Below are 21,780 nucleotides of genomic sequence, written 5' to 3'. Positions count from 1 at the left end.
AGTAGTAATTCGGGAAACAGGGAATAGCGGTGCGACCCCGCGTCGGCGACAGAGGGAAGGGAAGGCGCACCAAGAGAGAAAATCAGAAACACAACTGTACCTTACTAACTTGAGAAACACTAAAGTGTTTCATTCTTAAGTTAAATAACTATAGTTTGAGTAAACTACTTTAATTATGATACAATAGACTAAGTTCATCCTTTTATATATCCAAGTATTTGAGTTTTCCTGCTACATAGTTAACACCCAGAATATAGGTTAGAAAACAAATCTTTCTTTTGTCGAGGTTAAATCAATTTGTTACCAAGATAGCTATAAACAATGGTCTAAAGCTCGTTAAACATTTTGTTATTTATCAATAAGTAACCATAGATAAACTAATATCATGTCCGCTTAATTAGGGATATAACTCCGTTCAGCTCCGCCAACAAAAAACTTTCTTCTCCTTCTCTCTCCTCCTGATATATTATTTTTTCCACCACTTCTGAGTTCTGAGGACTCCCTAATTATTCATAACTGTTCATCCGGATATGATATAATTTACACTTTGACTGATAGTTAAATTTTGAGCAACCATCAAAATCATAATTTAGTGTTTAAATAAAAAACCTTGCCTTGTATAGTAAGTATCGAATACAAGAACAAAATTTAGCTCTTTCTCAAACTCCTAGTAATCTATTACCTAAAATTTTAGTGATGTTGTAATCAAATTAAGATAGTATAATAATCCTAATTATTCCTGTCAAAGGTTATATTCATAAATTGGTATCATTTTATTCAACAAGGACTGAATGACACTAGGTTTGAGGAAACTACTTTAATATGATACAATTAGCTAAGTGTATCCTTTTATATATCCAAGTATTTGAGTTGTCCTACTACATAGTTAACACCTAGAATATAGGGCAGAACACAAATCTTTTGTCGAGGTTAAATCAACTTGTTACCAAGATACCTATAAACAATGGTCTAAAGATAATTAAAAATTTTGTTATTTATCAATAGATAACCATAATCAACTAACTTACGGTTTGACTGATAGTTAATATTTTAGCAATCATCAAAATCATAATTTAGTCTTTAAATAAAAAACCTTTCCCCTGTCAAAACATTGTTAATTCTGAATTGAAAACAGCGATTTAGTTTGACAATACATTAGTTTATATTTAAGATTTTTGTCATGACCTATGCAAAGATCCTAGCGGTTGATGACGACCCAGCAATCCGAACTTTAATTCATCGGTATTTGAGTCAACAAGAATATCAAGTAGAGTCTGCTGGAGATGGCAAAACAGCCCTAGAATTATTTAATCAATTTGCACCAGACTTGGTAGTTTTAGATGTAAATTTACCTGATACAACCGGCTTTCAACTTTGCCAAGAAATGCAAAGGAATACAAATGTCTTTGTTTTAATGCTTACAAGTCTTGCAGATGAGGACAGTAAATTACAAGGTTTTAAAGACGGTGCAGATGATTATATTACAAAACCTTTCGGTTTAGTAGAACTAGGCGCTCGTGTCAGAGCAATTTTAAAACGCCAGAGATTAGTTTCCAACCCAGAGCCAGAAGGTCTCAGTGTAGGAGGTTTAAATATTGACCCTCTTGGCAGAGAAGTTACTGTTAATGGGGAGTTAATTGCTTTAACGGCGCTAGAATTTGATCTACTACACTGCTTGGCCACTAAACCTGGTCGTGCTTTGAAACGGTCAGAATTAATCCAAGAAGTTTGGGATTGTGAATATGTTGGAGATGAACGGGTCGTCGATGTGCATATTGGCCAAATACGAAAAAAGTTAGAGCATAAAAATGATAATCTGCCTAAGATTGTGACTGTTAGGGGTGTTGGTTATAAATTAGATATTCTATCGTCTAATAATTAGTTGACATCCTTCCAACACCAAGACTTCACTATGTTGAGGGGTCTCTAAACTTTATGTTTCGCTGCGCGACATGAAAAGCGTTTCGCAGCATGACCTTAGGAAAGCTCATCTGAAAGAGGCTCTAGGTTTCTGTTTCCTCGCACCAGGATAAGGTAGATTTACAGGATAATTAATAATTAAATAATTAAATAATTAAATAATTAAATAATTAAATAATTGAACAGTTGAGGTTAAAAGCCTCCCCTTTCAAGGGGAAAAAAGCGGTCGTTTGCGGAGCAGTCCGTAGGATGGGATGGCGAGGTTTCCGTTCCCTCCGGGACGCTATCCTAGGTCATGCTCCGCAAACGCGTTTCATGTCGCGCAGCGAAACGCTAGCCTCCAATCTCCCCTTGAGAATAAATTTTTTCGGCGTTGGTCAATCCTCTCCCTTTTAGGGAGAGGTAATTATCCATTATCCATTAATGAATCTCTTCCTGGCTAAAAGCTCGCTCTACGGTACGTCACCCTACCAACGGTTCCCCTAGATACTGCCTACCCGGCAGCCAAAATTATACTGGCGTTGATGTCGCGATCGTGGTGAGAGTTGCAACTAGTGGTCTGTCAAACTTATTTTGATGGGTGATGAATTCTTAAAAGTCTTGATTGATAAGCTTTTCAATTTTGAAATACCCATCAATTCAAACTTGACAGACCACTAGGACAATCTTACTATCTAAATATTTAGGGTTTGCTGAAAAAGTCTTATGGGTAAAGGTAGGGGTCAGGAGTCAGAAGGAATGGAGAATTACAGAGTGTGTAGTAGGAACAATTGTCCCTCAGTTTTTCCACTATTGTCTACTCAAAATCCTCACATTTTCAGCTTCAGGAAGCAATAAGCTTGCACTTTTAGACCACACGCAAAGGGTAAAGCCTCTATATGTAAATGCTTTTATATTTAATCAGTAAGCCCTATTTAGAGATAATTTTTATTTGACTAATTTACTACCATACCAATCAATTTTATAGTCTAATTGTCTGAGTAATTCCGACCAGTTAGCGTCACTAATTTCTCTAACTAATTTATGATTCGTGGGCTATGTTTTTTACTGTCAAGTTAAACTACTATAGCTTCCTATCTATTGATTAGTTGGATTGTCAGTTCATGAGTATAGTCAAACCTTGAATCTTGAATTTGAGCGTTAATTTTTGCTACTTTAAATCTGGCTTTCTGATAGTTATTCGATCCTCATTGTGTTACGAGATAGAGATTTTTGACTTAATTTCAGTTTCTTGTGTAATTGGTTAAAGCGTTTCAGATTAGGAATTTTTTTGCCATCACTTTTAGTTAGTAAACTACTAATTCCATAGTCCTCTCGTTATAATCTTTAATTTAACAGGAAACTCTAACATCCACTCCGTTGTTTTTACCGAAAAACTAAGGTTTAAAGCCTCTCCTTTCAAGGATAAAAAAAGAAAAAAATTTCTTTTAACCAATTCTCTTCTCTTTAAGAAGAGGTAATTATTAATTGTTTCGGCTCTCGCCGACATGAAAATTATTAATTATTGAAGTAGCATTCCGAAGGAAAGAAAGGAAAGGAAACGGACCGATATTCCTCAGAAATCTTAGCCCCTCGGCAGAGTGAAAATCATTTTGTAGTCTGCAAACTTTGATAAATCTCAGTCGCTACTTCTGTACCACGACGAACACAATCTCCCAAAGCTACACCACCAATATAATTGCTACAAATATATACACCAGGCCAAGATTTTAAGCCATGATTAATCTGAGCCAGCCTAGAATTATGACCTAAATTATACTGAGGAATAGCACGAGACCATATATGCACCGCCAGAACTTTTGGTTGTTCCGCATCCTGCTTTAATAAAGTTTGACAAAGGTCTTGATGAACCCGTGCAACGATCGCTTCACTATCTAACTGAGAAATTTCTGGGTCTGTTGCACCCCCAATAAAATTAGTAAAAATTTGCCATCCTGGAGGTGTTCTACTAGGAAATAAAGCAGAAGACCAAATAGTACCAAGAGTCCGAATGCCTTGACCTCTAGGAATCAGATTACCAAAGCCATCTATCTTTGCCTTGATAGAAGAAACAGGATATGCCAAAACTACACAAGCAACAGTAGGATAATAAAATTCATCGAATGCAGAAGCAATTTCAGGCAGCAAAGGTCTAAATAATTCAGCACAAACATAAGCAGGAGTAGACAGCACAATATTACGAGTCTCTACTTCCTTAGAACCATTAGGAGTAGAAAATTCTGCTATATAAGTTTGTTCTTCTGTACGACGAATACCAATGAGACGCAAATTTAGTTTTACTGCCTCTCCCAAATAAGTAGCGATCGCTTTTGGTAATACCTCCAAACCACCTCGGAAAGAACCCAACTCCCCAGCTTTAGTCTTGGGAATATTAGGATCGGCAGCAACCTTTGACTTAGGATTTCTTTTGGCAGATAAAACAGCACCAGCCAAAAGTCCACCACCAATATCGGTCATTCGAGCCACTCTAGAAAAAGCAGCAGCAGCACTAAGTTGACTAGGGTCTCCAGCATAAACACCAGAAACAAAAGGTTCCACCAATCGCTCCATCACCTCTAGCCCAAGATGTCTTTGGAAAAATTGGGATACAGTTTCTTCGCCCCCTTGCTGAGACAGACCAATACCAACAGTAGGTGGCACAAAACCCAAAGCACCAACTAAGGCGCGTAACTTTCCAGAATCACTCAGTAGCTTAGACTTTAGCATAGCCGTTGGACCCATTGGCACTGGTAGCAATTGACCATTCCAGTAAACATAGCGAGGTAACTTGCGATCTGCAAAAATCAAATCCTGTTTAAGGTCAACATCAACAGCCAACTTTAAAAGCTCAGGTGTGGGAGAAAAACTATTCGGACCTTCTTCCCAAAGGAATTCTCCTTGAGAAACTGTGGTGATATTACCCCCTACTCGGTTTTGGCTCTCAGCAACTAAAATCTTCAAGGGTGAATTGTTACTTAATTTTGTCAGTTTATGGGCTAAACTCAACCCAGTAATACCTGCACCCACGACTAAGACATCTAAAACTTCAGTCATTTGTTCCTAAATATTCAGTTCTGTTATGAGTTAAAGCTGTGGAATTTCACCACAGCTTTAGATTGAATCTCTAAGACCGAATTAGTAAATTAAGGTCTGAGATACTACGAAAGTTGTTTCCAATTCCTAAATCCAATTTTCAGGAACAATGTACAATATTTGAACTATCCCAGGCTGATTGTTGTACCACAATCATTTTTTTTCAACAACCTATTAATTCAGGTTTAAGACCTAAGTAACTGGGCTAACCACGAGTAAAATTTTTTAGTTCTCTATATTCTCAATATTCTCACAGAAAATGCATAAAAAATTTTCCCCAAACACTTATAAACCCCATCTTCAAAATTCTCCTACAACCTGATTTCATCACAGTTGCAGTAACCATCATAATTTAGTGTTCTACAATACTAGCAACATTCATAGCAGTGGAATTGTTTTGGCCACTTCATACCACCACTAATTTTTCAAAATGCTGCTCATACATGATGCTGGAAAAGAGTTTCTAGGTAAACTCTAGCAGCTTGCCGATAATAAGGAGATGTTTCTGGTGTACCGCTATCTCCATTCTGTAACAAAAATAGTGACAAAGCTGCCGAAAACACACGGTCTTGATCCCAGTCTGGGTGGGTTTCTAAGTAGATTTTAAGGGATTCGTGCAGTGCTTCAGGAATTTCGGCCAGAATACTAACGGTTACGTTCATCTTTAGTAGGGTTCTCTATAATATTTTTTCTTCTTCATAGTCCCTAGTTGTGGCCATCAACCACTAACTTTGAACTACCAATGTCGCATCATTGTGCATTAAGAGGGGGTAGGTTTGTCAATGTTGAGAAATATTACAACCTACTTTAAATAAATAAAAGATTTACGAAATAATCAGTGTTTCATCGCATTTTTTGTAACAAAAATTTATAATAAATGGCTAATATGAAGGAATTTACCTGTAAATGAACAAAATCCCCAATACATTTACAAGAGTATTATGACGTCGTTGAACTCTGTGGAAAATTCTGTTTAATCTGTGGAAAACATTGAACTTGCTTGTGGAAATGCTGTGGAATGAATGTGGAAAATTACTCTAAAAGATAAGAATTCTGAACTAGTTACCATTAAAAATTAAAAATCGAAATTAGGTATAGAGTCTAAATGGTAGATTACAGCTATAATCACTGATTTTGAGAGTGCCATTTTTTTGCTTGTTGGTGAGTGTTGTTCAACTCTTCAGAGGCCATTTGATCTAAATACTAAATAAGTTAAAGTATTACCTGGACAAAATTAATTGAATATTTGGGAAAGGTAGGCAAGAGGTAAAAGTAATATAACCGATTAGTAAATGCACAAATAATTTTGTCCACCTACTTCAGGCCAAACAGATTTTTTGCTTAATTAATATTCTCAAATGTTTAGGTTCTGTTCAAGAAAAATTTTTTATTGGTTGCCCTTTGATGATTGAGCTAGGAAACAGGTTAACATCAAACTATTCCAATTCCTTTGTTTCAAAGAAACAATAATTACTTGTCTATTTGACTTTTCTTAAAATATCACTACTTGTACACTACTAATGTTTTATTTCTTTAAGGAATTACGCAATCCAACCAAGAAACCGGGTTTTTTACCCTGATTATTGTCTTTAAAATCAGGAAATTTCGTTGATAAATTCGGTTTCTATGTAATATAGCAGTAAGTTTTTTAGTGTTTGACAAAAATCTGGGTTTAAAGCTAACAGGTAATAGGAGGATTTCCTCACCTTAATGGCGTTTCTGAAATGTAATGGTAAGTAGCTGAAGGTAAAATTGAAAAACTTATGTTTTGTGTTGATACTTAATCTAAAAATCATTACCACTCAGCAACACCCCTTACTTCCTTTTTCCTGACCCATACTTTATTGCTGCGTTCGTTGGCGCAGCTAACACATTTTTGATTTCTTGAAAAGACCGATGCTACCAGACTTGATATAAGTCCTGTTTTTAATGAGCGCTTTGTTTGACTCATGCTTTGAAATTATCGTTGCTACGCTCTTTTGATTGAGTAATATAGAATCAGATTATATAATATATGTTGAGAATTCTATAATTACTTCAAGCCTTTAATCCCCCCCACCTCCCCATCTCCCCCAACCATATAATAAGTATTCAACCGGATTTGATATAATGGAGCGATGTAGCTATAGCAGATTTTTCCCAACACTTCCGAGCGATCGGGTTTAAAACCCGATAATTTTTATGGTGTCCACAATTGCTGAGGGTTTAATTCCCATACTCACAGAATTATTAACCTCAAAGCTAAAACCTACAATCTTCTTCAAGTTTCCAGCTAAATCAAAATAAGTACCTATGCCAAATTAATTTAACCTTTTTCAAGGAGTAGGAAGTAGGGAATAGGGGAAAAAATCTACTTATAAAGTATATAAGTACAGCCAAAATAATTAGGCTTATATCATGTCCGGATAAACAGTTATAAATAATTGGGGAGTCCTCAAGAGTCAGGAGTCAATATTCAGGAGTCAATATTCAGGAGTCAGGAGGGAGAAGAGGAAGAGGAAGAGGAGAAAGTTTTTTTTATAACTAATTAAGCGGACATGATATTACTTACTTAAAGGCAGCATCAAATATACAATTCATTTGGCTTGACTACTTAGTATTCTGAATTCTGTAATATTCCAGGTAATTGGCAGGTTTTTAAGTATTTGAAACTCGTACCTTATTGCTTAATTCTGTGGATATTTTCTACATTAAGTTTTTTAGAAGCCAGGAATCAGGAATCAGGAGTAGAAAAAATGTCAGTAATAGGTAAACTTAAATTTGGGGGCTAATTTTTCTATCAAAACTGATGCTTACAAGACTTGTAAATAGTGATTATATAGCTATCAAATTGGTTCCATAAGAGACTGTTTGTCAAAGGAATATTAAATCGAGGCGGAGGGTGAGTTTTACTAACGCAAAGCTTTCCGTTTGTCATGCTGCCTCTTGCAGAGTAGTGGCGCTAACGTAAATGCTTTATATATCGCAGATCGAAATGGCTGTCGCCGACATAAAAAGGTGGCAATACTTAATTATTCGCTCCGCAAACTCTTAACTGGGAGCCGTAACCTACCGAACATACTGAATATTAAGCCGATAAGCTGTATTAATCTTTGCTTGTGCATTCACTCTCTAACAGTGACCATTGCTGTTAGGAAATTGAAATTTCCTAACATTTAGACAAAGCAGGATTTTTCCTTCAGTTTAGCTGCCCTCTGTCTCCTGCCTTCTGCTATAGAAAAAAAATTATCTAACAAATACCAGGGATATAGAACCAATTTAGTATCTTGTTCAAGCTAAATTAGCTTTTGAAGTAGATAATATCGAGCAATTTCAGGCACTTGTAATGGCCGAGTGAGAACTATTTATGCCAATAATGATTAAACAACAAAAATGTAAGGCTGATGATTAGGTAAGGATATCTCAAATGGGTTCTATAGACTTGAAATTAAGTTATGGAGTCAAACTAGATTTGTATTCAAGAGTAGAACATAATGCTTTTTGGAGATTAGTAGTTTGACTCTATCGAGTCAATATCATCAGGTACGATATACCATGGAATAGTGAATACATAGAATAACTCATTCCTGGTTATTTTGTAATAGCCTTTTCTTAAGCCTGAGCAAACATAAGTATTTATAAGAGTCTTATTATAACACAAAGCTGTCCTTCTAGGACGTTGCTCTAGACCAAAATTGTCGGTAAAAAATGTTATGATTAAACAAGTTCAATCCTCTTTTCGCAGGATTCTACTATCGCGAATATTGCTACTTACTGTACCAGTATTAATATTGGGTCAGTATATAATCTATAGGCAAGCACGTTCTACCCTTCTAGACACTGCTCGTCAAAACCTGAAAGAAAGCGCAGACAGAAAGGCCGAAGATATTCAACAATGGGCAAAATCCCTAGAATCGAATTTAGTTAGTGCCAGCCAAAGCTATGTACTTCAATCTGGTACAACTGAAGAGTTTCAAAATTATGTTGAACAGTTATACAAAATGTTATCTAGTCAGGTAAGTTGCGTTCAATTGAGTAACTTACAAACTGAGCAGATTGTCGCGAATACTTGTGGTGCTGAATCAATACATTCTTTATCAGAAAATATATGGCCTCAAGAGCAGAAACAACTTATCAGTTATAACTCCAATATTTACATGAGTTATATAAAGCCAGAACACTTAACCTCAGAGGATGAATCAAATAGTCAGAAAGTCAATCAAAAAACACAAGTTAGCTTAGGTTTAAGTGTACCAGTATATATTGCTGAAGCTGGCGAAAGAAAATTGCGGTATGCCCTGAGTATTAAGTCAGCTTTACCAATGCAAACCAATAGAAAAAGAGGCTCACTGACAGGTTCAACTGTAGTAATTGATTATAAGGGTACGATATTGGCTAGTCCAGACCCTTATAGACTGGGACGTAATATTTCTGAAGGGCCAGATGCAGAGAGACTGAAAAATATTATCAGAGATGCACAGGAAGGCAAAAAGGATTTTGCCCACATATTTTCTTTTGAGGAAACAGATATTTCGAGTAGAAAGGGGAGGAATGATAGAAGTAAAAATCCTTTGAGAGAAATTATTGATGAACTAAAAAAGATATTGCCTGAATTGTTAGGACTTAAATTATCATCAGATAATGAATTTTTAGCGGGGTATGTTGCTATTCCTAGTCCTATAGATAAAGATAATGATAATCAGTGGATTGTTTTAGCTATTACACCTATAGATTTTGCTTTATCTGGTCTTAGAGAAGTTCAAAAGGTGCTAATTATTCTAGTTTTAGGTTTAGTTGCTGCTAGTATAATAGCAACTATTTATTTGGCTCGTGATTTAGCTCGTCCTTTGGAAAAACTGCGAGATTATGCTATTACTGTTAATGATTTAGATTCTCCCAAGAAAGTACCTCAAAACATAAAAATTAGCGAGTTTAATCAACTATCAATTTCATTACAGAAGATGGTAGAAAGGCTAAAGAAGTGGGCTTATCAACTAGAAGTAACTTCTAAAGAGGCTCAGGTTGCTAATCAGCTAAAAAGTGAATTTTTGGCGAATATTTCTCATGAGTTAAGAACTCCACTTAACGGAATTATTGGTTCACTGCAATTAATTTGTGATGGTTTTTGTGATAGTAGGGAAGAAGAAATAGATTTCTTGAAACAAGCTAATAATTCGGCTATTCATTTGCTGAGAATTATTGATGATATCCTGGATATCCGTAGAATTGATTCAGAAACTTTATCTATGATATTTGAGGATGTCAATATTATCAAATTATTACAAGAGACAGTGGATTCATTTAGAGAAAATATTCAACAAAAATCTCTACTTTTCAAACTAAATCTTCCTCCAAAACTAATAATTGTTTACGCTGATATAGAAAAGTTAAAGCAGGTGTTTGAAAATGTTATTAGTAATGCAATTAAATTTACAGAAAAAGGGAGTATTAATATTTCTATTAGCCTCAAATATAATGAATCAAGTATTTGTAAAAATACCAATTATTTAATGGATTTTCAGGATGAGAAAGTCAATGAGGTTTTAGTTACAATTCAAGATACAGGAATTGGTATTAATTTAGAACAACAGGATAAATTATTTCAACCTTTTGTAATGGTAGATGGTACAAAAACCCGTAAATTTGGTGGCAATGGATTAGGATTAGCAATTTCTCGCAGCCTGATGGAAATGATGAATGGTGAGATTAAACTCTCTAGTGAAGGCATAAATCAAGGAACTACAGTTAATATTACTATGCCAATTAAGAAAATACTATCATCTGAGGAAAAACTGTATATTTCAACAGAAATTAAATTGAATTCTCAGAGTTAATTTATAGCAATTTAATTGGGGATAAAAAACTTTCTATTTCTTCTCCTCCTTGTACCTTTTTTCTTTGCTCTCTTCTCCCTCCTGGCTACTAGCTCTTTCTTCAATGATTTATAACTGTTCATCCAAAATGATACAGCCTATTCCCTAAGTACAGGACAAAAATTGAAGAGTTTGGCTAAAATCAGATTCATATTGATCTAATACCAATTACCAAAAGTAATGCTATACTTGAGCTATACTTCAATAGTCAAATATTTACCAAGATTCAAAGTCTGTTTTTGACAATTATTAGTCGGTTAGTGTAGATTATTCCTACTTTTACCTCTCTCCTCACCTCCCACACTCCCCACACTTTCCCACCCAATCAGGTATAGCAAGATTTTTGAGAAATGGTATAATACCAAGCGTGATAAGTGTTTGCTACAAATAGCTAGGGTATTTCTTAGGAGTCAACCCACCCCTTACCTCTCCCAGGAGAGGAAGTCAGTCGGACTGAGTCAGATGGTATAATACCATTTATCAAAAGTAATCATAGGGTTGGAAAGTGGTCAAAATAACGAGAGAAATAACATAGGGAGCGTAAACAATCTAATTACTTTAATAAATAGTATTTAGAAATAAAAAATTCAACTATAGCAAAGTTTTTGAGAATTGGTATAAGTTCAGAAGAAGACGGCGAAGATCGTCAAAACCGCAACGAAAAATTCTCTTGGCTTTACGTCCATGTTTTTTGGTTGTGATTGGTTTGTTTTGTGTCAGCTACTGACCAGTACAATCTGTCCAAACATATTGCAATACTTAGGGCTTACTGATTGATTAACTTTCAAAGAATTTACAGATAAAGGCTAAAGCCTTTATTATGTGAAAAAAGTGCCAGCTTTTCGGTCGAAAAAGCTCAAAATTTTAACATTTTGAGCAGACAAGGGTAGAAAAATCAAGGGACAATTCTTCCGACTACCTCCTCTATAATTCCTATTTCTTCTGAGTTCTGAGTTCTGAGTTTTACCCTGACTCATAAGACTTTTTCAGCAAACCCTATTTAGCAAAGCAAACAATCTGCTCAAACGCTCAGAGTGTTGAATATTAGTATCGAAGAATCTTTGTAGATGTTTGTAGTTTGATTCGGTTTTGGCACTACCTTTCATTAATGGATAATGGATAATTGATAATGGATAATTACCTCTCCCTTTTAGAGAGAGGATTGACCAACGTCGAAAAAATTTATTCTCAAGGGGAGATTGGAGACAAGCGTTTCGCTGCGCGACATGAAACGCGAAGCGTCCCGGAGGGAACGGAAACCTCGCCATCCCATTTTGAGGGAATGCTCGGCTTTCCGACCGCTTTTTTCCCCTATCCAAGGGGAGGCTTTTAACCTAAACTGTTTAATTATTTAATTATTTAATTATTTAATTATTTAATTATTAATTATTCGGTAAATCCTGTGGCCATCTCTGTTAAATTCACTGTTTTGACTCGAAACAAGGCTATCAAAAAAATGGCCAGAAAACTTATACTAATTACCATGCATTAATGCTATAATTATGCTGATATTTCAATTATTAGTCTTCCTATATGCCACTTTAGATTTTGAACTGGTATAAAAATTCTGTGTTGCCACCTAAATACAAGGTCGGAAGTATGTTAATATTTTAAGATTGGTCACATTTGATTGTTTTTCCTCTTTGCTGAAGAGAATCATTTAAAGCACAGAGGATTCCTACTAATTTAGCACCCATCCAACCAGAAGAAATTTGTGAAGTAGTATTCTGACGTATACAATTTAAAAATTCATTGCACACTTGAGCTAAAGGTTCAGCTTTTTCGACTGCTACAACCTCCTGACTGACATCTACTGCTTTCCAGCGATCGTCCAGATATTCTAAATGACCATGCTGAATAACTAAAGGTTTATCTGCTGACATTTCATCAAAAATTAATGTTCCTTGATTACCTACTACTCCTAAACGACGTTGTTTATCAGGGTTGAGCCAACACAGATGTAAAAAAGCTTGAAAACCACTAGGATAAGTCAGTTTAGCCATAACTAAATCTGACTGTGGTGGTTGTTGGGGGAGCCAGACTATACCATTTGCTTGTACTTCCACAGGTGTTTCCTGTAACCAACCATTCAAAATACAAATATCGTGAATTGCTAAATCCCAGAGTGCATCAACATCTGGACGCACAGGCTCAATATGAGTCCGTGTAGCATAGCCATAACGTAAATCTCCTAACCTACCTTCTGCGACTATAGTTTTCCCCGTTTGTACAAAGGGATTAAATAAGTAAGTGTGATCGACAAAAAGTTGACGTTGTTGTTGTTCGGCTAATTTACATAGTGCAACTGACTCTGAATACTCAAGGGTTAAAGGCTTTTCTGAAAAAACGTGATAACCTTTTTTCAGAGCAGCACTAATAATATCGTAGTGGGTAGAAGCTGGAGTGGCGATCGCTACTGCTGTAATTCCTGGTAGCTCTAACGCTTCTTTCCAACTTTCTATTAACATGATATCTCGATCTAATTGCAACCGCTCTTGAATTGCTTGTAATTGTTTTGGGCTAGGATCTACTACAGCAATAACTTGAGATTGAGGATGATTAAGGAAGTTCCGAACTAAGTGAACTCCCCAACGACCTGCACCAAATATAACAATTCCTATTTCCATAAGTTTAAATATAAAAGATTTAGCTGATATGAATTTGCGTTGACTGGTGTTTTAACCCTATCACATTCAGGTTAATATGTCGAATACTAGAGTTTTTCGTCTAACTGTTCAAAATTTTGATTTGTCAATTTCTGTCAAAGACCTCTGACAAAAGTGAAAATTTAATCTTTTTTCATCCTCTTTTCTTCTTTTATATTCTCTGTTCCGGACTGCTGTAAGAAATCTAAAGCAGATTTAGCTGCGGCTTGCTCTGCAGCTTTAATTGATGGTCCCTTACCTACACCAAGTTTCTTGTCTTTAAACCAAACTTCTGCCAAGAAACGTCCACGATCGCCATGAATCTTATTTGCTTCGTGAACTTGATAATTTGGTAGTGTTTTGTAATGACCTTGAGTCCATTCTTGGAGAGCAGCCTTATAATTTTGGCGGGCGGGATCGCTGCGAATTTCTGCAATTAACTTTTCAAAGTGATAATCTAACCAGGGGCGGATTAATTCTAAGTTATTGGTGCTCAAATAAAGAGCAGCCAAAACAGCTTCAAAAGAGTCTGCTAGTCGAGACTCTTCTCCAGCTTTATCGCCTGCTGCACTTTTGGATACCAGTAAATAGCGACCCCATCCATATTTATTGGCGATTTGTGCTAGAGAGCGATCGCTAACTAAAATCGAACGAATAGCAGCAAATTCTCCTACAGGACAATGAGGATAATTTTCTAACAGTAATTCGGCAGCAACGAGTCGAACTACTGCATCTCCTACAAACTCTAACTTTTCATAGTTATGTGTTGATGAAACTGTAGAGTGGATTAAAGCCAAGTCTAGCAAATTCCATTTAATTTTACTGTAGTGAGGGATAGATAGTTTTTCGACTAAAGATTTAAGTTGCTTTTGGCGTGGATGATATATTTGAGTCATCTAAAAAAAATCGGTAGTTTGGATGAAAATCCGTAAGCTTTAGCTACGGGAGGATAATGGATTTGAGTCATCTAAAAAAAATCAGTAGTTTGGAAGTCTGCAAGCTGTAGTTATGGGAGAAAAAATGCCTCGGTGACTTCAGTTGCAGTAATCTTTTATACCATTTTGAAAAAAGAATGCTATTTTTAAGTGAAACTTCAATTATTAAGTAATTAACATGACAAACAAGACTTTTTTGATAATTATAAGCCAGGAGCGTGTTAATTATTCTTGTGTTTACTTATCCCACACTCCCCTACTCCCTTACTCCCCTGCTCAAGAAAATGTAGGAAACATTTATCAAATTGGTATTAGGCAGGAAGGAGAGGAAGATTACTCTCCCCATAAACGCTAATTTATGGGGATTAAAACAAAAGCTGGCGTTGCTAATTTTAGGTATGAAATTCCTAAGAATGTAAGTTTTGAGCCAAAACAAGAGTGCAAATTATACCTGTTTATTCCTACTTAAAGTGCTGAGTGCTACTTCAATTTTACCTACCTACTTAATTGTGAAATATTTAAAGTGAAATGATATAAAAATGATCCAAATTTGATATAATAGGAGAGTGGGTAGAGTAAAAAATCAAAATTTTGAATCCTAACCAGCTCAAACTAAGCAATAGATAGACGACCTTCTGCTTGACCAAACCTAAGGTAATGCTCAAACCCGTTACTAAATAAACCGTTTACTACAGCAGTAGCTACACCAGGATTTTCTATTAAATAGAGATTTTCGTTGAAACTCTCAGGAATATTGGGAGGAGGAACAAAGGTCGGAATACCTGGAGAAGAATTATTGACAGCGAGTTTAGCAACAAGAGCGTCTTCTATTGTATCTACATTACCAACTTGACTGACTTCCAGAAAAGGTTCTAGAGGAAAAGTAGGGATAGTGAAACCTACAAAATAAGTATTACCAATTTCATCTACTGCAATATCATTGCCAAACACCCCAATATTGTTATTGATCCGGAAGGGAATGGAATATTCTATAACTTGACCATTGTTAGATATTTTACTCACAACAGTATTGGCAAAATTGTTGTTGCTGATAATATGACTATTTCCTTCAGTATCAAGATTGATACTCTCAATAGACTCGAAATTTTCCGTACCCAAGTAAGTAGCATATTCAAGGTCGCGATCGCTATTAATTTTAATCAATATTCCATCACTTTCACCCCCACCAAAAGTATCTTGCAAAGCATTAACAGTGGGAAATTCACCAACTGGAGGTACTACTGCATCACCGCCAATAATTTGACTACCCGAATTGCCTGCTACATAAATATTACCAACATTATCTACAGCAATACCATTACCAATATCTCCATCCACCCCACCATAGTAAGTGGAAAAAATCAGGTTACTACCATCAGTATTAAGTTGAGTAATAAATACATCTGTGTCTCCCTCTATAGTATTTTGTACTGCATTTATAGTTGGAAAATCAATGGAACGAGTTTCACCAGTGATGTAAGCATTCTCACTATTATCAACAGTAATATCCTGACTTATTTCTGTGTCATTTCCACCCAATAAAGTTAAGTAAATTAACTGACTTCCATCGGTAGATATTTTACTGACAAAAGAATCTCGGTTAAATTCGCTAATTAGAGTATTTTGTACCGCATTTTCAGTAGTCGGAAAATTACCAAATCCAGGAATAGGTTGAATTGGAAAACGCAATGTAGCACCAGTTTCTCCTGTTATATAAGCATTGCCATTATTATCTACAGCAATAGCACTACTAATTTAGGGAGAGGTAATTATCCATTATCCATTAATAAAAAATATATGGTGTGTAGTAATACTCTATCAACTTAGATATATAATTATCTAGGTCTATCATTTTGTCAAGTCAATGGTTTAATTTATTTAAAGGATAAATATCTACATCACTAGCTGACCATTCCCACATTGAACCAGAATAATTTTTTACCTGAAATCCTAAATCTACTAATACAGAACTTGACCAAGCAGAGCGTACCCCACCTGTACAATAAGTCACAACATTTTTATCTCTAGTAATTCCTTTTTTTGCCAACATTTCTAAAATTTTATCCCGCGATAATAACATTCCATTATCATCTAACCAATCCTTAAAATAGATATGAACTGCCCCAGGAATATGACCACCACGTTGTTCGCCATAAGGTGTTTTTCCTGCATATTCTCGTAATTCCCTCGCGTCAATAATTACTAGATTATTATTTTCTAAGTTTGCTTTTAATTCATTCTGGCTAATTTGCCAATTTTTGCTTCGGTTAACAATAAAATCTCCTCGGACAGGAGGGCTGTTATTAACAAGTTTAACTGTAGGAAAACCTGCTTTTACTAAAGCAGCAAAACCACCATCGACTAAGAAAGATTTTTGATGTCCTAAAGTGCGTAACATCCAAACTATTCTGCCATCTTCTCCCCAACCATTTATCGTGTCGCCAAATATTATTACTGGTTTGTGATTAGAAATGCCAATTGCCTGTAATTTTTCTGTCAAAATTTTATCATCTGTGAGTAATTTTCCCTTAAATGGTAATTGAGGCTGAGAAAATTCTTTCCAGCTTATACAAGTTGCATTTGATAAACTTTGATGGTTGAAAATTTTACAAGAACGAGCATCTAAAATTGTTGCTCCTTGTATCGCTAATTCTTGAGCTTGAGTAGTATTAATTATCCATTGGTTATTAGTAGGTATTTGCTGTGATAATTTCTGAATAACAAATTGAGAATTTATAGATTTATTTTTCAGTATTTGGGCAGTTTTAATTGAGTTAGTGAAGGCTAATATAGAAATTAATCCAAAGATGATTAATCCTACCACTAGCATAATTTTTATCGGACTTAAATTTAGGCTATTAAACATATATATATTTCGTAACCGCTGAATAAATGGGGGCGTACTACCTATTTGAGAAGGATTTTACTTCATTTAAGGCTTGTCATTGAACGATTTACCCCGGATTATTGAGCGGTTACCATATTTATTCTTAAATTTAGATGTAAAACTAACAAGAAATAGGAAAAAAGTATTTTTGCAAATATGAGATGCACCCAGTTGAAACTATTCAATAAGTCCTGCATTATTTATAGGCCAAAATCTTTTGAAGGCTTTACCAAAAATATTAGAGCGATGAACATAACCCCAACAGCGACTATCATAACTGTGGTTTCGGTTATCTCCCATGACTATATATGAATTTTCAGGTAAAGTAATAGGCTTAGACAAAAATCGTTGATCAGGTGGACAAACCTCTATTCTTGTCTGTTGATATTCGGAGTCGTTGGTAACTTTTGCTTCTGGGTTCACAGCAGAAGCTAAATACTTTTCTTCTAGAGGTTTATTTTTTATATAAACTTTTCCATTTTTTAGTTCTATTGTTTCTCCTGGTAAGCCAATTATTCTTTTAATAAAAGGATTGTTATATAGTTTTTTTAATGCTTCTGTTGGCATAAATATGACTATATCTCCCCGTTGTGGTTCTTGAAAATTATAACTCCACTTATCTATAATTAAGCGATCATTAATTTGCAATGTAGGCAACATTGCACCTGATGGAATATAACGAGATTCTGCAAATTTTCCTAGCAATGGTGAGATATAAAAATTGAATGTGCTACTTATTATTATCGCTGCAAAAATACTTAATAAAAACCTTTTTTAGATTTGCCTATGAACAGGTGAGACACGATAAGCATCATAAACAGCAAAACTAAATACTAAAAGAGCTAATAAGGGAATAACTGAACTAAATATGAAGATTATAATTAATAAAATACCAAGCCAAATATTGCCTATATATATGTGACCGAATCCTGGAAATATTAATCGAGAAAGAAACACAGATAACCATGGGTCTTTACTGCTTTTTCTTACTTCTTCAAATTGGTAATTATTGGCTTTTATAGCACATCTATGAGCATCAAAAAGATTCCATATAGATAAAAACTATAAGCTAGTAAAAAAGCTATACCAATTATAGGATTACTTATTGGATGAAATATTGAGTATATACCTAATACCCAAAATATACAGCTACAAATTATTAGTATCCGACCTCTAGAGATATTTCCTGAATATATCTGCCCTATTCCTGGAAAAAAATATGATAAATTCACAGCAACCCAAGGCTCTTTATTAGAAAGAGATTGATTCATTTTTGACCTAACCTATAATAATTTTACTAACAAAAAATCCCTATAAAATTAAGTTATTTTTCAACTGAAAAACTCTTTTTTTTTAGTCATGTTAATTCCGCCTGAGTAAGGTACGCCTCTCACAGGCAAGATGCCTGTGCTACAAGGATTTTATATTTAATATTTGTACCTCACATACTATGATTGCTATATCAAATATGCTGAATTCGGTATAAAAAAATCTTTCATCTTCAGCAAAGAGCAAATATTTGTCAATTCTCTTCCTTCCTGAATCCTAAGTTCTGAGTTCTGACTCCTAATTAACTATCTAATTATACCAATGCTACCGGATTTGATATTACTTCTTACTTTTTACTTCTTTTAATCCCAAATCAACAGCAACTCTATGAGCACAAGCAAAACCAGAAAATGCTACAGCATTCAAACCTTGACCAGGAAATGTACTATCTCCAACACAATATAAACCAGGTATTGCAGTGCGATTAAATGGCATTCCTAATAAACCTTTTAACTTACGCTGAGGAATAGGTCCATAAGTTCCATCTTGTCGGTTTAAAAATCTTTGATGGGAGCGAGCTGTTCCTACTTCTATATGATCTAAACCTGCATTTAAACCGGGAAAAATATTTTCTAACCTATTAATAACTCCTTTTGCCGCTACTTCTTTTTTTGCTTCATATTCTTGAGCTGATAATTTTTGCCAGTCTTGCATATAACTAGGTGTAAAAGTATGAACAATATGATATCCTTCTGGCGCCAAACTTGGGTCTAATAATGTAGGAATAGAGACAAAAATTGTACCTTCTGGTGCCTCCATTTTATCCCAGTTTTCTAAGAGAATATGATGACATTCTGTACCTTCTGGAAAGACGGTCGCTTCTACTCCTAAATGCAAGCTTAAAAAACTTGGTGATTTTTGATAATTACTGCGCCATTTTATCTCACTTCGGGGTAGATTTTTTTCTGGAATTAATTTACCAAAAGTATCCCATCTTGTCGCGTTAGAAATAATCCGTTTACCTCGATAAACTTTACCATTAGTTAATTCCACTCCTACAGCTTTTCCGTTTTCGATGATAATTTTTTTGACGCGGGATTTATATTGAATTTCTCCTCCATTTTTCTCCAAACCTTCTACCAATTTTTGCGCAATTTTTCCCACGCCACCTTTAGGATAATTAATACCACCATAATGTCGATCAGAAAATACCATACCAGCATTAATCATTGGAGTTAAATCTGCCGGAACTACTGACCAACAATAACATTCCATATCAATAAATTTTAATAACTGGGAATCATTAATATATCGACGGGCAACATCTCCGACATTTTGGGGTAAATACTTCAATAACCCTAAACAAGACCCAGGATGTTGAAAAAAAGATTTGGAGAGATATTGTAATTCTTCTAGAGATAATAACTCCATAGAATTGAGACAATTAAAGACTGCCCAACATTCATCATAAAATTGTCGAATTCCTTTCCTTTCATGGGGAAACTTTTGAGTTAATTCTTCAATAAACTTTTCATAATTTTGGTGAACTTTTAACTCTAAATTATCTGGTAAGTGATAATGTATTTGTACCGGATCTGGAATTGTTTCCATACTAACATTCACAGCATCTAAAGCACGAGTAAGTAAATTTGTTGTGCCTTTTTTGCCAAAGCCAAATATCATTGATGCGCCAACATCAAATGTGTATCCTTTTCTTTCAAAGTAACCGGAACTACCACCAGGAATAATATAACTTTCTAAGACTATAACTTTGGCTCCTTTAGCTACAAGTTGAGTGGCTGTAACTAAACCACCCATACCAGAGCCAATTACAATTGCATCATATTCAGGTATTGCCAGAAATTTGTCAACTAATGAGGGAGATGTGATAGATTCTGCCATAGTAAACCTTTGAGAATTTTCTTGATTTTAATCTATTACTGATAATTTTGATAGTATCAGAACTTAGGCACACCCCACCCAAAAACCCAGTTTTTTTCCTAGATATCTATTGTTAAAACTAACCATTTATTGTACTAACTTGGTTTCTTTGTGTCAGTCCTAAGTATGTAAGCATTTCCTTTGGAATGCGGAGCTAACAGCTAGAGCGCCATTAACTTATTCTTTTTGAAGGAAAAATCAGAGTTTAAAGATTGAATGAAAATTAACAGTTACTGTTATTCGCATTCTTTGCTAATCTTTCTAATTAATTACTTGGTGCAGAATTATTGCCACCAAAAAGCTAAAAACTGAAGGCTAATATCTGAATGCTTACCTAATACCAATTTGAAAAAAAATGCTATAATTATTTGCAACTTCAATTATTAAGTAATTAACACAGGCGCATGGAACCTCTTTGATAATTATAAGCCAGTTCGTGTTAATTATTTTGATGTTTACTTCTCCCTCTCGGACGTTGCATGCAACTACTGCCATACTCGCCTACTCAAGAAAGTATAGCAAACATTTATCAAATTGGTATAAGTATTTCATTTGAGTCAATTAAGTTTAGTATATTTAGGGTTGATTAAATTGCTGAAATACACATTTTTTTGATTTTTTAAATTATAGGGAAGATAAAAAATACTGTATCTCATTAATATCATAAACTCCTTAATAAATCAAGAGATTTATAGGTTGTATTTCAATAATTAATAATTAACAATTAATAATTACCTCTTCTTTTTAATAACAGGATTGGTTAAAAGGAAATTGTTTTATTCTCAAGGGGAGATGGGATATGGCGAGGTTTCCTCCCATGAAAAAAGAATGTTACGAATAATCAGCAGTATTATAAAGACTTGATCGAGAAAATATATTTGACGAAAAGATAAACTACGACATAATAAATGGTATAGCGCTACTTGAATCGGGAATAGGGAACACTTAACAGGGAACAGTTGACTATCAAAAGGTTTCAGGATTTAGAAATGTCCGCGCCCTATTTGCGTAGTGCTATATTGAAGCTATTCATTCTAACTCCTGACTCCTGAATTCTCAGAAATAGCCTAACTATTTGTAGCAAACATTTATCAATTTGGTATAAGAGATTGGGCGATGGGATAAGCCTGATTTTATACTCTAATTTGGTATATAGCGTTTCCCAAGCTAATGAGGTACAGTTGTTTTTCTTCTTTATTTATTCCTACGGAACCAGAATTACTACTCCCTACTTCCTATTCCCAGTTAAGTGTTCCCTG

At 34.9% G+C, this 21,780-nt stretch carries 11 protein-coding genes and 1 pseudogene; 3 read left to right on the top strand and 9 right to left on the bottom strand.

The window, feature by feature from the left end; translation table 11 throughout:
* Window positions 1-1,180: 1,180 nt before the first annotated feature.
* A complete protein-coding gene (locus ACP6PM_RS05185) occupies window positions 1,181-1,882 on the top strand; it encodes a response regulator transcription factor (protein ID WP_426582465.1) in 702 nt (233 codons plus the stop codon).
* A gap of 1,625 nt (window positions 1,883-3,507) precedes the next feature.
* Here the strand turns inward: ACP6PM_RS05185 and hemG are convergent.
* Window positions 3,508-4,953, bottom strand: coding sequence for a protoporphyrinogen oxidase (hemG, locus tag ACP6PM_RS05180; protein ID WP_426582463.1), 1,446 nt, complete (start codon window positions 4,951-4,953; stop codon window positions 3,508-3,510).
* Between the two features lie 476 nt (window positions 4,954-5,429).
* The gene (locus tag ACP6PM_RS05175; RefSeq protein WP_094673006.1) at window positions 5,430-5,654 is read right to left on the bottom strand and encodes a DUF2811 domain-containing protein; all 225 of its coding nucleotides are present in this window, start codon (window positions 5,652-5,654) and stop codon (window positions 5,430-5,432) included.
* Window positions 5,655-8,684: 3,030 nt separating this feature from the next.
* Here ACP6PM_RS05175 and ACP6PM_RS05170 point away from each other — a divergent pair.
* A complete protein-coding gene (locus ACP6PM_RS05170) occupies window positions 8,685-10,805 on the top strand; it encodes an ATP-binding protein (RefSeq protein WP_426582461.1) in 2,121 nt (706 codons plus the stop codon).
* 1,649 nt (window positions 10,806-12,454) lie between these two features.
* Here ACP6PM_RS05170 and ACP6PM_RS05165 read toward each other — a convergent pair.
* Both ACP6PM_RS05165 and rnc read right to left on the bottom strand, forming a co-directional pair.
* Window positions 12,455-13,471: a Gfo/Idh/MocA family protein gene (locus ACP6PM_RS05165; protein ID WP_426582459.1), complete on the bottom strand. Its 1,017-nt coding sequence runs from the start codon at window positions 13,469-13,471 to the stop codon at window positions 12,455-12,457.
* Window positions 13,472-13,632: 161 nt separating this feature from the next.
* Complete coding sequence (gene rnc / locus ACP6PM_RS05160; RefSeq protein ID WP_426582457.1) at window positions 13,633-14,385, bottom strand: ribonuclease III; 753 nt, start codon at window positions 14,383-14,385, stop codon at window positions 13,633-13,635.
* 217 nt (window positions 14,386-14,602) lie between these two features.
* Here rnc and ACP6PM_RS05155 point away from each other — a divergent pair, with 217 nt between their 5' ends.
* The gene (locus ACP6PM_RS05155) at window positions 14,603-14,779 is read left to right on the top strand and encodes a hypothetical protein (protein ID WP_426582455.1); all 177 of its coding nucleotides are present in this window, start codon (window positions 14,603-14,605) and stop codon (window positions 14,777-14,779) included.
* 257 nt (window positions 14,780-15,036) lie between these two features.
* On the opposite strand, the gene ACP6PM_RS05150 is transcribed toward ACP6PM_RS05155, so the two are convergent.
* From ACP6PM_RS05150 to crtH, 5 genes and pseudogenes are all read right to left on the bottom strand, one after another.
* Window positions 15,037-16,113: an SBBP repeat-containing protein gene (locus ACP6PM_RS05150; RefSeq protein WP_426582453.1), complete on the bottom strand. Its 1,077-nt coding sequence runs from the start codon at window positions 16,111-16,113 to the stop codon at window positions 15,037-15,039.
* A gap of 3 nt (window positions 16,114-16,116) precedes the next feature.
* A pseudogene (locus ACP6PM_RS05145) lies at window positions 16,117-16,179 on the bottom strand (SBBP repeat-containing protein); the annotation flags it as partial.
* 106 nt (window positions 16,180-16,285) lie between these two features.
* The gene (locus ACP6PM_RS05140) at window positions 16,286-17,290 is read right to left on the bottom strand and encodes a sulfurtransferase (RefSeq protein WP_426582451.1); all 1,005 of its coding nucleotides are present in this window, start codon (window positions 17,288-17,290) and stop codon (window positions 16,286-16,288) included.
* Window positions 17,291-17,488: 198 nt separating this feature from the next.
* On the bottom strand, window positions 17,489-17,971 hold the full coding sequence (lepB, locus tag ACP6PM_RS05135) for a signal peptidase I (protein WP_426582473.1): 483 nt from the start codon (window positions 17,969-17,971) through the stop codon (window positions 17,489-17,491).
* A 948-nt stretch (window positions 17,972-18,919) separates the two neighbouring features.
* Window positions 18,920-20,482 carry a carotenoid isomerase gene (gene crtH, locus ACP6PM_RS05130; RefSeq protein WP_426582449.1) on the bottom strand — a complete coding sequence of 521 codons (1,563 nt, stop codon included), beginning with the start codon at window positions 20,480-20,482 and terminating at the stop codon, window positions 18,920-18,922.
* Between the last annotated feature and the right edge of the window lie 1,298 nt (window positions 20,483-21,780).

The sequence above is a fragment of the Dapis brunnea BLCC-M229 genome (genome assembly GCF_050015995.1).
Taxonomy (GTDB): Bacteria; Cyanobacteriota; Cyanobacteriia; order Cyanobacteriales; family Microcoleaceae; genus Trichodesmium.
The sequence above is the reverse complement of the archived record's forward strand: the minus strand, read 5'-3'. Positions and strand labels throughout refer to the sequence as shown.

Bases quoted from the DNA above. Each gene is read 5' to 3' on its own strand.
- ACP6PM_RS05165 (WP_426582459.1), bottom strand. From the start codon at position 13,471: ATGGAAATAGGAATTGTTATATTTGGTGCAGGTCGTTGGGGAGTTCAC.
- rnc (WP_426582457.1), bottom strand. From the start codon at position 14,385: ATGACTCAAATATATCATCCACGCCAAAAGCAACTTAAATCTTTAGTC.
- ACP6PM_RS05155 (WP_426582455.1), top strand. From the start codon at position 14,603: ATGACAAACAAGACTTTTTTGATAATTATAAGCCAGGAGCGTGTTAAT.
- ACP6PM_RS05140 (WP_426582451.1), bottom strand. From the start codon at position 17,290: ATGTTTAATAGCCTAAATTTAAGTCCGATAAAAATTATGCTAGTGGTA.
- ACP6PM_RS05175 (WP_094673006.1), bottom strand. From the start codon at position 5,654: ATGAACGTAACCGTTAGTATTCTGGCCGAAATTCCTGAAGCACTGCAC.
- ACP6PM_RS05185 (WP_426582465.1), top strand. From the start codon at position 1,181: ATGACCTATGCAAAGATCCTAGCGGTTGATGACGACCCAGCAATCCGA.
- ACP6PM_RS05170 (WP_426582461.1), top strand. From the start codon at position 8,685: ATGATTAAACAAGTTCAATCCTCTTTTCGCAGGATTCTACTATCGCGA.
- lepB (WP_426582473.1), bottom strand. From the start codon at position 17,971: ATGTTGCCTACATTGCAAATTAATGATCGCTTAATTATAGATAAGTGG.
- hemG (WP_426582463.1), bottom strand. From the start codon at position 4,953: ATGACTGAAGTTTTAGATGTCTTAGTCGTGGGTGCAGGTATTACTGGG.
- crtH (WP_426582449.1), bottom strand. From the start codon at position 20,482: ATGGCAGAATCTATCACATCTCCCTCATTAGTTGACAAATTTCTGGCA.